Annotated in this window: 15 protein-coding genes; 7 read left to right on the top strand and 8 right to left on the bottom strand. The window is 44.7% G+C overall.

Going from position 1 to position 14,844, the window contains the following annotated elements:
• Positions 1–288: 288 nt before the first annotated feature.
• From K4039_RS23000 to K4039_RS22980, 5 genes are all read left to right on the top strand, one after another.
• The gene (locus tag K4039_RS23000) at positions 289–1,734 is read left to right on the top strand and encodes a 1-acyl-sn-glycerol-3-phosphate acyltransferase (RefSeq protein ID WP_265238841.1); all 1,446 of its coding nucleotides are present in this window, start codon (positions 289–291) and stop codon (positions 1,732–1,734) included.
• A gap of 450 nt (positions 1,735–2,184) precedes the next feature.
• A complete protein-coding gene (locus tag K4039_RS22995; RefSeq protein WP_265238840.1) occupies positions 2,185–3,078 on the top strand; it encodes a HAMP domain-containing sensor histidine kinase in 894 nt (297 codons plus the stop codon).
• Positions 3,072–3,266 (top strand): hypothetical protein, encoded by a 195-nt coding sequence (locus tag K4039_RS22990; RefSeq protein ID WP_265238839.1) that lies wholly within the window; start codon positions 3,072–3,074, stop codon positions 3,264–3,266. Before K4039_RS22995 ends, K4039_RS22990 begins: the two co-directional genes overlap by 7 nt.
• Positions 3,263–4,702, top strand: a complete 1,440-nt coding sequence (locus K4039_RS22985) for an IctB family putative bicarbonate transporter (protein WP_265238838.1) — start codon at positions 3,263–3,265, stop codon at positions 4,700–4,702. Before K4039_RS22990 ends, K4039_RS22985 begins: the two co-directional genes overlap by 4 nt.
• 199 nt (positions 4,703–4,901) lie before the next feature.
• Positions 4,902–6,041: a transposase gene (locus K4039_RS22980; protein WP_265238837.1), complete on the top strand. Its 1,140-nt coding sequence runs from the start codon at positions 4,902–4,904 to the stop codon at positions 6,039–6,041.
• A 334-nt stretch (positions 6,042–6,375) separates the two neighbouring features.
• Here the strand turns inward: K4039_RS22980 and K4039_RS22975 are convergent, their stop codons facing one another.
• The 3 genes from K4039_RS22975 to smpB all read right to left on the bottom strand — a co-directional run bounded on the left by K4039_RS22975 (position 6,376) and on the right by smpB (position 8,189).
• Positions 6,376–6,606 (bottom strand): Osc7112_2153 family protein, encoded by a 231-nt coding sequence (locus tag K4039_RS22975; protein ID WP_265238836.1) that lies wholly within the window; start codon positions 6,604–6,606, stop codon positions 6,376–6,378.
• Positions 6,603–7,289: a tetratricopeptide repeat protein gene (locus K4039_RS22970; protein WP_265238835.1), complete on the bottom strand. Its 687-nt coding sequence runs from the start codon at positions 7,287–7,289 to the stop codon at positions 6,603–6,605. The genes K4039_RS22975 and K4039_RS22970 overlap by 4 nt, the downstream gene beginning before the upstream one ends.
• Before the next feature lie 432 nt (positions 7,290–7,721).
• A complete protein-coding gene (smpB, locus tag K4039_RS22965; protein WP_265238834.1) occupies positions 7,722–8,189 on the bottom strand; it encodes an SsrA-binding protein SmpB in 468 nt (155 codons plus the stop codon).
• 123 nt (positions 8,190–8,312) lie between these two features.
• Between smpB and xrtO the strand changes: the two genes are divergently transcribed.
• Positions 8,313–9,920 carry an exosortase O gene (gene xrtO / locus K4039_RS22960; RefSeq protein WP_265238833.1) on the top strand — a complete coding sequence of 536 codons (1,608 nt, stop codon included), beginning with the start codon at positions 8,313–8,315 and terminating at the stop codon, positions 9,918–9,920.
• Positions 9,898–12,762, top strand: a complete 2,865-nt coding sequence (locus K4039_RS22955; RefSeq protein WP_265238832.1) for a TIGR02921 family PEP-CTERM protein — start codon at positions 9,898–9,900, stop codon at positions 12,760–12,762. The genes xrtO and K4039_RS22955 overlap by 23 nt, the downstream gene beginning before the upstream one ends.
• On the opposite strand, the gene K4039_RS22950 is transcribed toward K4039_RS22955, so the two are convergent.
• The 5 genes from K4039_RS22950 to K4039_RS22930 form a co-directional block, all read right to left on the bottom strand.
• A complete protein-coding gene (locus tag K4039_RS22950) occupies positions 12,735–12,893 on the bottom strand; it encodes a hypothetical protein (RefSeq protein ID WP_265238831.1) in 159 nt (52 codons plus the stop codon). The genes K4039_RS22955 and K4039_RS22950 overlap by 28 nt on opposite strands.
• Before the next feature lie 2 nt (positions 12,894–12,895).
• Positions 12,896–13,195: a Rieske (2Fe-2S) protein gene (locus K4039_RS22945; RefSeq protein WP_265238830.1), complete on the bottom strand. Its 300-nt coding sequence runs from the start codon at positions 13,193–13,195 to the stop codon at positions 12,896–12,898.
• Positions 13,196–13,587: 392 nt separating this feature from the next.
• Positions 13,588–13,827, bottom strand: coding sequence for a hypothetical protein (locus K4039_RS22940; RefSeq protein ID WP_265238829.1), 240 nt, complete (start codon positions 13,825–13,827; stop codon positions 13,588–13,590).
• The gene (locus K4039_RS22935) at positions 13,796–14,002 is read right to left on the bottom strand and encodes a hypothetical protein (RefSeq protein ID WP_106148803.1); all 207 of its coding nucleotides are present in this window, start codon (positions 14,000–14,002) and stop codon (positions 13,796–13,798) included. The genes K4039_RS22940 and K4039_RS22935 overlap by 32 nt, the downstream gene beginning before the upstream one ends.
• A 5-nt stretch (positions 14,003–14,007) precedes the next feature.
• Complete coding sequence (locus K4039_RS22930; RefSeq protein WP_265238828.1) at positions 14,008–14,427, bottom strand: GIY-YIG nuclease family protein; 420 nt, start codon at positions 14,425–14,427, stop codon at positions 14,008–14,010.
• Positions 14,428–14,844 lie beyond the last annotated feature (417 nt).

Below are 14,844 nucleotides of genomic sequence, written 5' to 3'. Positions count from 1 at the left end.
AGGGTGCGTCAGGTGAGAATATAAGGATGGCAGACTCAGAATTTTCTGCCTGACGCACCCTACGGTTAGTTAGCTAGAAACCAATACGCTTAGGTTAGCAATCTCAGACGAATTTTATCTCACGAATTTATGGGAGATACACACCTGTGAAAGGAAGTCTAATTGTTCTTCTCTAAACGCTATTCGGTTAAAACTGCTCACTCTTCAACCCGCGCATCCGGGTTTTGTTTCTGTAGAGGCGGTTTCAACCGTACGTCTTAACTAAAATCTAAAATCTAAAATCACAAAATGCCCAATTCAATTAACCAAGTTCAGCCGCCGCTGGAATTCATACCCCCAGCCTACAACCCCCTAGTAGTCAAGGGTTGTCAGCAAATACTCCCTTGGTGGCTGCGATTTAAGACGAATATCAGCCACATTCAAGCCGAAAACGTCGAAACCCTCGCCGAATTATTCCACCAATTTCAAAATCAGAAAGTTCGTTTCTTGCTAGCCTTCCGCCACCCCAACTGCGACGATCCCTACTGTTTGGGACAACTGGTTTGGAAACTCGTTCCCCAGGCGGCGCGCGCCAAAGGCATTCCCCTGCAATTCCCCGTACATTCCCACTTTATCTACGATCGCGGAATTCCCCTGTGGGCCGGTTCTGGCGTCGGCTGGCTGTATTCTCGCCTCGGTGGTACTCCGATTGTGCGCGGTAAGATCGATCGCGCTGGATTGCGATCGGCCCGCGATTTATTTGCTAACAGCCAATTCCCGATCGCCGCCGCCCCAGAAGGCGCTACCAACGGTCATAATGAAATAGTTAGCCCCCTGGAACCGGGAATTGCTCAAATGGGTTTCTGGTGCGTTGAAGATTTGCTGAAAGCCGGACGTACTGAGGAAAAAGTGTTAATTGTGCCGATCGGCATTCAATACCGCTATGTCAATCCGCCTTGGGAACCCTTAGAAAAACTTTTAACTCAATTAGAAATAGATTGCGGACTGCCACCCTTAGATCGCACCAATGTTGCCAATTTAGAGGCGGAAAATTCCGCTCCAGAAGACCAAAATCACAAATTTCAATATCTGCGACTGATTCGACTTGGCAGCCACTTATTAACAGTAATGTCAGACTTTTACAGCCGTTTTTATCATAAAAAGATACAACCAACAACCTCGATTTTAACATCATTATCCCTACCAGACACAACGACCAATGATTCGAGCAATGAAGTGATGGTAGCTCGACTGACAGCACTGTTAGACGTGGCTTTGCAAGTAGCAGAAGAATATTTTTACTTAAAGCCCAAAGGCAGTTTAATAGACCGCTGCCGCCGTCTGGAACAAGCAGGCTGGGACTATATTTATCGAGAAGATATCAAAGATATTGCAGCACTTTCTTCCTTAGAAAGAGGATTAGCCGATCGCCTCGCCGAAGAAGCAAGTCTGCGGATGTGGCATATGAGACTGGTAGAAAGTTTCGTGTCCGTCACGGGCAGGTACGTCGAAGAAAAGCTGACAGCAGAACGGTTGGCAGAAACAACTTTGCTGCTGTGGGATGTACTGGCTCGCATCAAAGGCGGAAATCCTTTTGGCCGCCCTTCTTTGGGCAAGCAGCAGGTGCAAATGACCGTGGGCGAACCGATATCAGTGGGCGATCGCTGGGAGGCATATCAAACCAGCCGCCGTTTAGCAGTTGCCGAACTCACCCAAGACTTGCAATCAGCTTTAGAAGGAATGATTAAATCTTAATTACTCCAAATTTGCAATTAGGAATACGAAGAGAGAAGTAGGAAGAGAGAATCAAGAAGAGAGAAGCAAAAATAAGGATGATATAGCAACCGCCACATAGGTTAGGACATAAATAATGTCATGAATAGATTCTATAACCCTGTAACCTAAACGGTTTGATTCTCATACTATGTAACTGTCAACTGTCAACTGTCAACCGCTATATCTTGCCTTTCTGTTCCCGCTCCGTTTTTGATTGGTCATGAAGCAAACAACTTGTTATAAACTTGGAGAAGATGTATAATTAACAGCAACTAATATCCAGTGCCGGTTAATCACTGACAATAAACTTGTTGATAGAAGAATTTATATGTTTGAGGATTTAATTTTTCATGATCAACTTAATTAGAATGGTTTAACCGGACTCGTTCCAACAATAAACGCTCGACAATGAACCAACAAAAATAACCGATGAATAACAAACATATAGATTTGTATACTAACTCAATCAAGCTAAAATTGCTGAATTATTTAGCCCAGGAATTGCTCACCCCGCTCACTTCTGTCATCGGCATGACGAGCGTGTTGAACCAAGAAATTTATGGCCCATTAACCAGCAAGCAAAAAGAATATATTGATGTGATCCAAGACAGCAGCCAGTCTTTGCGATCGCTAGTTGAAGAAATTTTGGGACTGGCAGAACTAGATGATTCCGCTTTCACCTTGAAGCGAACCGCAATTGATATAGAAACTTTGTGTCAGCAAGTGGTGACAACCCTCTCGCCGGCGGCAAGTAGACGAGAAGAAGAAATTAACTTGTCGATGGGGCCCGGGCCGCGCATCTGGTTGGCGGATAAGGATAAAGTTCAGCAAATGCTGCACCACTTAATTTTTAGCATTATTCAATCTGCTGGGGCAGGCAGCGTGATTCGAGTCCACCTTTCTCGGAAAGAAGACGGTATCAACATCGGAGTTTGGGTTTTTCATCCTTGGTTGGGAGAAAGTTTGCCCCATGCTAAACTCTACTCCGACTACTTGCAGAAGGTCGGAGCCGATAGCGGTGCGCGATCGAACTCCGAAACCAGTTCCCTCGGACTCGAACCGCAACTCCCGAAACAGACACAGGGTTCCCAGCGATTAACGCTGGCGTTTTCTGAGTTGGCGGCTTTGGTGGCCCAGGATGCTGCGGATACCGCACCTGTGTTAGCTGGTTACGGCGCCAGGGAACGCTTGGGGCTGCTGCTTTGCTGCCAGTTGGTGGAAATTCAGGGCGGCCAACTCTCGATTCAGGGCACTCCAGAATCTGGATATCGCTACGTGCTCTGGCTCCCCTGCACCAATGCTACGGAGTTGTTGGAATGGTAAAAAGTGAAGGAAGAAGGAAGAAGGAAGAAGGAAGAAGGAAGACGGAAGAAGGAAGAAGGAAGACGGAAGAAGGAGAAAGGGAGAGGGGGAGAATTGCCCAATTACCCATTCCCAATTACCGATTACCAATTACCAATTCCCAATTCCCAATTTCCCAATTACTAAGTACAAATATAAAAGTGAAATGAATTCAGTTTGGCAACAGTTAACTCTGGCAAATTTGCCGCTCTCTCAGTGGCAAAGTGGCAGTTATTTATTGAATTTGGCGATCGGCTCTTTGCGTAGTTGGCGGCAGAGTAGCTGGCTGATGCAGTGGGCTGAACCCCTGGGTTTTGGTTTGCTGGCCTTGACGTTTAGTATGGGCCCGTTTGTGAACAATGCCCTGGTGGGGGTGTTGATGGCTGCTGGTGCTGCATTTTGGGTGCTGCTGACTGTTTCGGACGATCGCGCGATCGCCCTCACACCCATTCACTTACTGGTACTTTTGTACTGGGGCATTGCTACCGTCGCCACCGCGATGTCGCCGGTCAAAGCCGCCGCTTTTACAGGTTGGACGAAGCTAACGCTGTATTTGCTATTTTTTGCCATGATGGCGCGGATCTTGCGAGATCCCCGACTGCGATCGTGGTTAATCGCCGTATATTTGAATGTCGCTCTAGTTGTCAGTTTCTATGGCGTGCGGCAGTGGATTGATAAAGTGCCACCATTAGCTACTTGGAACGATCCAACTTCTACTCAAGCTGATGTCACGCGAGTTTACAGCTTTTTGGGCAATCCAAACTTGCTGGGTTCCTATTTGCTTCCAGCCATTGCCTTGAGCGCCGCCGCACTTTTTGTGTGGCAAGGATGGGGAACCAAACTTTTAGCGCTGACGATGCTGGTGGTGAATTGTGCGTGTTTGCGCTACACCGACAGCCGGGGTGCTTGGATCGGTTTTGTGGCTCTGCTTGTGGTGTTTTTGGTGCTGCTTTGGTACTGGTACAGCCCTTTGATGCCTAGGTTCTGGCGGACTTGGGCGCTGCCGTTAGGGTTAGGAGGTTTGGCTGGGGCGTTAATTTTGGGAGTGGCTTTGGTGGAGCCTCTGCGCGATCGAGTTTCGAGTATGTTTATCGGTCGTGGTGACAGCAGCAACAATTTTAGGATTAATGTTTGGACGGCGGTGATTGACATGATTCGCGATCGGCCAATTATCGGCATTGGGCCGGGAAATACTGCTTTTAATAAAGTTTATCCGCTTTATATGAAGCCAAAATTCACTGCTTTGAGCGCTTATTCTGTGCTGCTCGAAATTGCCGTAGAAACAGGCTTTATCGGTTTAATGTGTTTCCTGTGGCTGATGACTGTCACCGTCAATCAAGGTTTGTTGCAGATAAAAAGATTGCGCGATGCCCAATTTAACATCTCTAACTCGCAGGAAGCATCCCCAAATCTTAACTCGAATCAGGGGTTTTGGTTGATTGGGGCGATCGCAACTTTAACTGGCATGATGGCTCACGGTTTTGTCGATACCGTTTGGTACCGGCCAGAAGTTAATATGCTTTGGTGGTTGATGGTGGCGATTATTGCTAGTTTTTACAGCAACTCGCAGCAGCAACAAGATTCAGCTTTAACGGAGGGCGAGTAGAGTGAAAGTGGTGGCGGGGGTAAGAACTGTTCACAAAAATTTACCTAAATCTTCCTAAAGCTGCTTATTAAGTGCGCTATTATATCTGCCTGAGTAAGTTAACCATTTCGCTCAGCAGCCGAATTGAAACAATTCGAGTGCGTCTCAACCTTGAGACGTTGGGAATCGGAAGGCAATTGTTCAAAAATTTTAATTGCTTATGTACGCCATCAAACTAGAACTAAAACTTAATAATCAAGAACGTACTTTGATGGCGCGGCATTCTGGCTATGCGAGATTTTGCTACAATTTCGCCTTATCTCTATATCAAGGTGTTAAAGAGCACAGGGGTAGCAGCAGCAAAAAAGTAGCAGCGATTGAACGAGTTTTCACCAACCACGTTAAGAAATTACCAGAATATCAGTGGACTACCACTCTGTCTTCCAGAGTTTATAAAACCACATTCCGGCATTTCGGTGAAGCACTATCGCGATGCTTTAAAGGATTAGGAAAGTTCCCAAAGTTCAAACAAAAAAAAGATGGCGACTCTTTTACAGTAGATGCCGCTGACTGGAATCATGCAGTTTTACTCAAACCGCAAAAGTTAATAAAAATTCCCACCTTGGGGACTTTTAGACTCAAGGAATCCATCCCATGTCCTTGTATGGCGCAGACATTTACCATCTCGCGCACCGCAGATAAATGGTATGTTTCCTTTGCTATAAAAGCCGAAAAGATGCCACCTTTGTTTCACCCCGTTGTGGAAACGGTAGGCATTGACTTGGGTGTGTCAACTTTTGCTACTCTTTCCGATGGCAATTGTTACGAGTCTCCCCGTCCGCTCAAAACAGCGAAAACCAAGCTGAGCAAAGAACAGTGGAGAAATAGAAACAAGCAATTGGGTAATAGCAGATTGGGTGTGAAAGCATCCAATAATGCCCACAAGCATTATCGTAGAATTGCCAAAATTCATGCTAAGATTGCCAATCAACGTCGAGATTTTTTGCAGAAAACTACCACAGAAATTAGCCGAAAATATGCCCACATTTGCATCGAAGATTTGAATGTGAGTGGGATGATAGCCAACCATAAATTAGCGGCAGCTATTTCAGATTGTGGCTTTTATGAATTTCGGCGTGAGTTGGAATATAAGTCGGCTATGTACGGTACGACGGTTGAATTGGTCGATCGATGGTATCCGTCATCAAAGACTTGTTCAAGTTGCGGTCATATTCAGTCAATGCCACTGAAAAAGCGAGTTTTTGAGTGTCAAAATTGCGGTATAGCAATTAATCGCGACTTGAATGCTGCGATTAATTTAGCTCGTCAATCTAGCATGAGTAAGACCAGTTCGGTCTGAAGTTACGCCTGTGGACAAGTAGGAGCCGACTCCCTTGGTGGAAGCAGGAAGTGAACATTAAATCTGCCATGAGTAGGTTTGAGTAGGTTTCATAGAACGGTTTTCTCCCCGCAGGCCTGCGGATGCTAGTTCAAAAAAAGAATGCAGCTTTAGGCAAGCTGCAAGCGATGATAGTCATCAGTCATTTCCAATTCTTTAATCTCAATTCTTTAATCTAAAATCTCAAATGGCATAAGGTGCGCATGGCGCACCTACATAACTACTACTACATACTACATACCTGTGGATGTAAAGTGCTGATGGCGCACTCTAAAAAATTCCTTGAAAATAACTCTTATTCTTCGCTCGTAGGAGGCATGACGAACCTAGGACACGGATAATTTCCACCATTTCTATCTCTGCACCGCCGCCACGTTGACTGATTCGAGTTGAACGGCGTTTCGACTGATTCATTCACTGTGGGCTTAACAGTCGCAGGAGTTGGCAGTGCTCTTGAGGCTTGACTTAGCTCCAGTACCGTTATAATTGCCAGTATGGTTGATGAAAGCAAAACTGTGCGTTTCATTTATTTGTTTTTTCCTCTTTTAATCGTTGACGTGCCATTCCTATCCATATATCCTCATCGAATTCTTGGGAATCCGCATACTTTAGACAAATCTTCCACTGTGGTAGCGCCTCCTTCGTCTTTTTCATCCCTTCGAGGACTTGCGCTTTTAAGCAGTAAGTTGCTGGTCTTTCGCTATCCAGCTTAATTGCTGCATCCAGATGCTGCAATGCTTCTGAATATCTACCCTGCTTCAGCCGAGCCCATCCCAAATTTTTGAGTAAAGAATATTTTACTCGATCGTCCTCAGCTAACTTTAAACCTTGCCACAGCAAGTGAACGGCAGCAGGATAGTTTTTTTTGTCTACTATATATAATCGAGCCAAATTGCTGTAAGCAGCAGGCATACCGAGTTTTGCAGCTTGCAGATATTTTCCTCTGGCGCATTCTAAATCTTGCACCTCTTCACAAAGCCATCCCAAATTGTAAAGAGCTGGTCGGCTTTTGGGATCTACGGAGAGCGCTAACTCATAGGCTTCTTGAGTATCAGCCAATCGATTGGCTTTATAGTTTTCCAAGCCTTTATTGTTAAACAGTGAGGCGAGTTCTGGCAACCCAAATTGCCAGCCACCAAAGCCTACTGCTAACATCAGTAGAAATGCCGCCCATTTGGACTGATGATGCTTTTTTGTTGGCTCTTTCATGACATTAAAAATTTTAGCTAACGGTGTCGTTTTTAGCATCTTTTAACTTGAGAGTTGGGATATTTTCTTGTCTAGATTTAATTACCACCCTCATGGCATCATAATTTTACGAAATGACTCAAGCTTGAGCCTATTTCTCATTTCTGGTTTGCAATTCCACAACCGAATGCTGGCGTAATGCTGTGATTACGTAGATGTATTCGAGCATAGGTTAATCTTTCGTGGGACTCCACAAGCAATCCGGATATTTTCAGAAAGATTGAAGATTGAAGCGGGAAGCGGGCAGGATGCTTACGAAAATAAGTAATAATACTTAGTCTGGACAGCAGATAGGGGACAGTAGACAGTTGAGAGGTGACTGACTACTGACTACTGACTATTGACTACTAACTACTAACTACTGACTACTGACTACTAACTACTAACTACTGACTAAAATTGCTTCATTGCGCGCTGCATATCCCGGTTGTCTTCCCGTTTCTTCAAATCTTCGCGCTTATCGTACAATTTTTTCCCTTTCCCCAAACCGATATCAAGTTTTACCCAGCCACCTTTCAAATACATTTTTAACGGCACTAAAGTCAAGCCTTTTTCTTCGACTTTGCCGATCAATTTGCGGATTTCTTGCTTGTGCATCAGCAATTTGCGGGTGCGGCGAGGCTCGTGATTAAAATAGTTGCTAGCACTTCTCCAGGGCGAAATATGAACGTTAATCAGCCATATTTCGCCGTTTTTGACCAAGGCATATCCGTCCCGCAAATTTGCTTTTCCTTCTCGAATTGATTTGACTTCGGTTCCTTTCAACTCGATGCCGACCTGATATGTATCTATAATTTCATACAGATAGCGCGCTTGTCGGTTGTCGCTAAGAATCTTGTATCCTGTACTTTTTTCGCTCATTTTTACCTCCGATAAAATTATTATAAGGCTAACATTTATGTATAGAAAATAGAAGCTTGACAAAACTTAATTTACAGGTCTAGGCATTACCAATTTTGCTGAGCTAAGATTTCATCAATGTGAATGTCAAGCGGTATTATGCAGCGCACCAATATTCCCGATTCGGGAATTTCAGATTCTGTTAGTCCCTCTCAGGCGGTTAATTTGGTTTGGCTGGCTCCTTTTTTGCTGGCTCTTGCTTGGTTTTGGGCCAATATCTCGGCTGTTAAGTGGCTGTTATCCTCGTTTGTTGAGATACCGGCACTGTACAAGATAGCAATTGGTTTTTTGATTGTAGCATTAGTAGTGCGATCGCTCAGTTCGGGCGATCGCCCGTTAGCGAAGCCCGCCTCTACGGGAGGCTCATCAACGAAGAGGAGCGCCCTTTCCCCAAATATCGTTTTGAGGCGCAATCCGCTGCTGTTGATGTTGGGTGCAGGTGTTTTGTCGATCGGCACAAGGTGCATAATAGATATCCCACAACTTACCGTACTGCTATTTATCCTCGGAACTTACGGGCTGTGCGGCTTGTTTGCGGAGCCGAATTTTTGGCAAAAAAACTTGCCAATAGCCGGCTTACTGGCTTGTATTTTACCCTTCAGCAACCAGTTTAATAGCGGATTGGGTTTACCCGCGCGAGTAATGACTGCTCATGTAGTAGAACAATTGCTCTCAATCCTGCACGTAGGAGCTATTTCTTCTTACGATATCCTGATTTTGGAAAACGGTATCGCTCAGGTTGACGTGCCTTGCAGCGGCATTAAAACCCTATTAGTCGGCACGCTATTTCTGCTAATGGCTACCTGGTTAGAAAGCCGAAAATTGAGTTTTCAATGGCTAGCAGTATGCGCTGCCAACTTGTTAATGTTGTTGTCTGCTAACGCTTTGCGGGTTGTCGTGTTAGTGCTGGTAGCCCAAGCTTGGCAACAGCCAACCTATGCAGAAATGCTCCACGTACCTCTAGGGATTGTGGGTTTAGTCTGCGCTTGTTTTGTAAGTTGGTTGATGCTACAACAAGTTCCCAAATTTCAGGCAAACCAAGAAAGTGATTTTAACTCGCAACAACATTCAGAAATACTGAAAAATCAGCCTCTGGCAAAACCCGGACTAATTGTGGCAGTAGCTGTTTTGGCAGTAATTGCTCAATTATATCATGTAGAAAGTGACAAATTGGCGATCGCCCCTTTGCAACTACCGACACAAATCCTATCCGAAGCAATCCCCCTGAATGCCAGCGAAGAAAAATTCTTCGGCAATTACCCAGACACCCAAACCGAAAAAAAGAGATTTGTCTCCGGCAACTTAAACGGTTCCATGTTGACAGTAGCCAGCACATCTTGGCAAACCTATCACGCACCAGAGTTGTGCTTTGTCGCCAGCGGCATCCCCGTCAATCGCATAGAAAAAAAACAGCTAACTCCTGCTATAACAGCGCGCTGGCTGTCTCTCAAAAATAACCAACTATCTGCTGCATACTGGCTGCAATCTTCCCAGCAAACCACAGATAACTTCTTGTCGCGCATCGGCAGCGACATCACCCATCGCAATCAGACTTGGGTGCTAGTTTCTATTCTTTTTGACAGTTCCGTAAATCCTGATAATACCGAGGTACAAGAGTTTACTGCTAACGTACATAATGCTGTTAAACAAAGCTTAAAAGGAGCAAAAAATGAAAGCCAAGCAGGTATTTGATGCAATTTTTAAAATTATTTTCTGGGTGTGGAACCTGACATTTTTGTCAATTGTTTATCTGGGAATTTTGCCGTACCTGGCAATTCCCTTAATCCAAGCAACAATAGACCGAATTATTCCCATTGAATTTTCCTTGACTCTAACAGCACTGATCGCAGTACCGACAGTATTTACCATAGTCGGAGCAAGGCGTTTTCAAAGGCAACCGCTACAGCTAATGCGCTTATTTTACGGAGTAGAAGCGCCGTTATTTTTACTCTGCTTAATTAGGCTATTTATGCTGCGAGAACTGAATCCAGCTAGCTCGCTAATTATCGCTACAATCGTTTTGTGCATCGCAGCATTTTTAGTAGAAATGCTCTACGGATATTTGGGTAAACAAGAAAAGCTTGAAGATATTTCAATATCTCAAAATTCTGACAAAAAACAGCCAAGTTTGATGGGATTCCTGGGAAACAAGCGAAGTGCGTGGATACAGTTAGGATTTCACAGCTTAATGTTGTTAGTGGGAACTTGGGCGGCAACCTTGCTGATGTTTTATGCTTTACCCGTCGCACTTGTGAGCATAGTTGGATTTTTTAGTTTTGGCTGGGTGACACCACTGATAGAGTCTTTAAAGTACAATTCATTTGAAATAATTTGGTGGCTACCATTATCCTTAATTTTGTTTGGTCTTACTTCCAGCTTATTCGTGGTAATGCCTTCACTTTACGGCTTTCTTTACATCCAATCCGCGCGCAAAATATTAAACAGTTTTGCTTCCCAATACGGAAAAAATAAAGCAATCATGGGCAGCTTGGGAGTTATGGCGGCTTGGCTGGCGATTTTCGCAGCTTTGCTACAGCAACCCCAAATTCAAGCAATGAAAATACTGGCAACTCCCGCAGCCAATGATACTGCGCGTCAAACTTTATTAGCCAAATCTGATATGATTCGATCGGGCTTAGTTAACGCTTATTTATCTCCGTACCGCTACCTCAGCACTGTGGGAGAAAACAACCACATTTATGAGATGTACAAAAATACTTTCAGTTTGCCCGATCGCGCGGCTCGGAACGTGCAGAACAGCTACAATTATTTAATGTCGCCGTTTTTGTATCAAGGCTCTACTTCCGATGTTAAAAAAGCCGAAAAACTCTATGCTGGATTCTTCGATACCGAAATTCAAAAAGGCGACGCAGCAGCAGTAAAGCACGCGGTGCAGTCAACATCTAACCGCGAAGAAGCTAAGGCAGGTTTGCTGAATGTCAATGAGGAAAAAGTATGGTTGCAATCGCAAGAAGTTACACTCACAGAAAATGGCGATTGGGCTGATGTTCAACTCTACGAAGTTTACAAAAATCAAACGCCGAACTTGCAGGAAGTATTCTATTACTTTTCACTGCCAGAAAGCGCCGCAGTTACAGGAATTTGGCTGGGCGATACTGGGGATTTGAAAAAGCGTTTTGTATTTACGGTATCGCCCAGAGGTGCTGCACAACAAGTTTACAACCAGCAGGTGAGAGAAAGGGTAGATCCGGCTTTGCTCGAACAAGTTGGCCCGAAACAATACCGTTTGCGAGCTTTTCCAATCCCGCGTAAACGAGAGTTTTCGCGCACGCAAACTAACGCGCCAACGGAGATGAATTTGTGGCTGACTTATAAAGTGATGCGACAGCCACAGGGTTGGGCGATGCCAATTTTGGCTGAAAAACGCAATATTTTTTGGAATCAAAATACTCGCCGAGTTATAGGGGGAAAGGAGATTAAATATAGTAGCACAGAGGCAAAAGAAACTTGGTTGCCGACTTTTGTACCAGCAGTTTCGCAGCAGCAAGCAATACCGCGTCTGGCGAATTTACCGGGAAAAAATACGATTTCTGCTAAGCCGCTGGTTGATGCAAATTATTCGCTACCGCAGGGCAAAAAGTTTGCAGTGATTCTGGATACTTCCCGCAGTATGGCGGGGGAAATGAAGGAGGTTAAGGAGAATTTTGAATGGTTGAAAGCGAATACTGTAAAAGCAAATACGGTTGATTTGTATGTGGCGAGTGCTGCGGGAATGCCGCCGAAGTTGGTGGAAGATTTGCGGACTTTTGATGTGGGAAAGTTAACGTTTTATGGTACGCTCCAACTTAAGGATATTCTGCAACAGTTTGCAAAGTTACGCGGTGATAAAAGTTATGATACTGTATTCTTGGTGAGCGATCGCCATAGTTACGAGTTATCGGACGATCGCAAAAACGCAATTTCCATGCCCTCACCCCTATGGACTGTGCATTTGGGAGGCTTACCACCCGGTTATGATGATGGAACTTTAAAGCTGATTCAAGATAGCGGCGGCGGAGTTGCGACAAATATCACAGAGGCTATGCAGCGAGTGGCGACGACAGCAGTATCGGGTAAGTCTACAATTAGTGTTGTTGATGGCTATGTTTGGAGTTACAGCAAAACTCCGAAGGCGGCAGCGATTCCGAAAATTACAGATGATGAAAATGAAGGTTTTAAACCGATAGCTGCGCGGCAGTTAATCACCGCACTTAGTAAAGAGAAAACTTCCAATCAGTTGACTCAGTTGGATGCGATGCACTCACTGGCTAAAACCTTTAAAGTCGTGACGCCCTATTCTTCGATGATTGTGTTGGTTAATGATGCGCAAAGGGAGCAGCTAAAGGCGGCGGAAGCTAAAAATGATCGATTTGAAAGAAAGGTAGAATCTGGTAAGGAGGAGTTGACGAAACCTAGCAATCCTTTGAATGTTTCTGGGGTTCCTGAACCGGAAGAATGGTTGCTTTTGATCGTTGGGGCGATCGGGCTTTTGGCGGTTTTTCTCCGTCAGCGGCGCGCCAAAGTGATAGGTTGAGAGTGAAAAGTGCGATCGCCCAGGGACTCAGAAACCGGGTTTCTTAACCAAATTCCGGTCAGGATAGCCAAATTCTCGCAGAAACCCGGTTTCTGGCGATCGCCCAGGGACTCAGAAACCGGGTAAATCATGACTAATCTATATCGACAAAAACGCGATCGCCCTCGATCTTTACCGGATAAGATTCCAGGGAATCGGGTGAATTCAAACACTTACCAGTATCTAACTTGAACCGATATTTGTGAAACGGACAGGTAATAATGCCGTTATCAACCTTACCCATGTCGATCGGATATTCTAAATGAGTGCAAGCATTGCGGTAACAAGTGACATTCGCACCTTGGCGATTCAAAATCAGTGAAGTATCCTCAACTTTTACCTTTAAAATATCCCATTCTGGGACTTGATTCAGCGCTGTTATCTCTACCCACATAAAATATTTTTGCTCCGAAATGAATTTTGTCTAGACTTACGCAAAATCTTTATATAGCGGTTCTCAAAAAAGTGAGATATGCCCTATGCCCTATGCCCGATAGTACCTCATATGAGAGCTCGAAAGGCTATAACTTCACCCGGCTTTTGGGCTGGTTGCAGCGGACTCTACTCGCTGACAGAGGCAAAACTCAAAACGATCGCCCTCTGAGACAATCTGAGGCCTGGGAAAAGCAGGCAAAGCACTCAAACAGGTGCTGAAAACTTACGTTCAAACAGGATGGTGGAGCCGTTAAACCAGCCTGGTTTTGCACATTTAGGGATGGTTTCCTGTGCGATCGCACAGATTCGGCGATCCGAGGTGGTTTCAGCCTTGGCTGTGCCTGTGTTTTTCTAGGATATGGGAAAAGGGCGGGCGCTCCCAAGAAGTTGCGGGCGATAATGCTCCGCATCGCTAGCGCGATCGTGTTTCACATCTGGGAAAATAAAAATGTAACGTTCCGGTTGAGTGGCTACAAATAACTTTTTCATCACCACCAATATCTTTCGGTAGTCCGATCCAACCTGGTTGTTAGACCGTCGCGATCGCCAGTTGACGCTGTTATTGTCCGCGTCCTGGTTTGCAATCTGCAAAACCTAATGCCTCCGTGTCAAGGAAACTAGCGATCGCCATTTCAATGACTGCTTCGATTGGGTATTCAATTTCAGCAGCACGAGCAATTAGGGCAGCACGAATTCGTTCAGGGAAACGTCCTAAAATAACTTCGGCATCAGCGAGGGAAAGTTGCTCTTGGAGTTTGACTTGCATGGCATTTACATCTCAGTTGGAATTTGGACGTTATAAGGGGGTTCAGTAGCTCTTAGAATCATGGCTTCTAGCTCCAATAGTAACGCAGGCTTCTCCCAATGAGAAATTGTCTGTACTGCAATCCGTATGTTTTCATCGCTATATTTATCGAGCCACGCCCACAAAAAAGCTTTGTGCCCACCACTGAAGCGACCTCGTAAACTCTTGGTTTTACCGATGTAGAGCAATCCATCAGTTCTGTGCCTGATTGCATAAATGCCAGGACGTGCAGGAATGTTCTCAAACCTACTGGTCAAGGGTTGATATTGCTCAAAAGGAATGAAAGCAATCGCGTCTAGAATTCTTCGCGCTTGGATTTGTAGGTCAGAATCATTCGTTGGCATGAAGGCAAGAAGGCTAATTGCACAGAAATCATAATCCCACAAATTCTGTTACAACCATCATCAACTAGAGATGGTTCCCTGCGCGATCGCACAGAGAAGGCGATCTTGAGCTAATTTGAGCCTTGTTTGCCAAAGCTAAAATTGGTTGAGCGGCAAGGGCGAGGGTTCTCAGACAGCGCTAATCAGCTATAATCGTACAAGTGAACTTATTTCACCATTATTGTTGAATATTCATATAGGTAAAATCTTTAACCTTCAAGCAATTTACCCGACTTTAAACGGATTGGGAATGATAGGCTTGCTAGTGACTGGTTTAAGTATGTCGGGTGTATTTATAGCAATCCTAAATCATTATCTACACTTATTATGATATAATTATATGCAATAATTGATTGTGACAATAAAAAAATGAATAACTTACAAATGCCACAGAAAGATATGGAAAAAGAAAGAGCGGCG

The sequence above is a fragment of the Lyngbya sp. CCAP 1446/10 genome (assembly GCF_026130175.1).
Classification (GTDB): domain Bacteria; phylum Cyanobacteriota; class Cyanobacteriia; order Cyanobacteriales; family Microcoleaceae; genus Microcoleus.
Note: the sequence above shows the minus strand (reverse complement) of the source record. Positions and strands in the feature narration are given on the sequence as shown.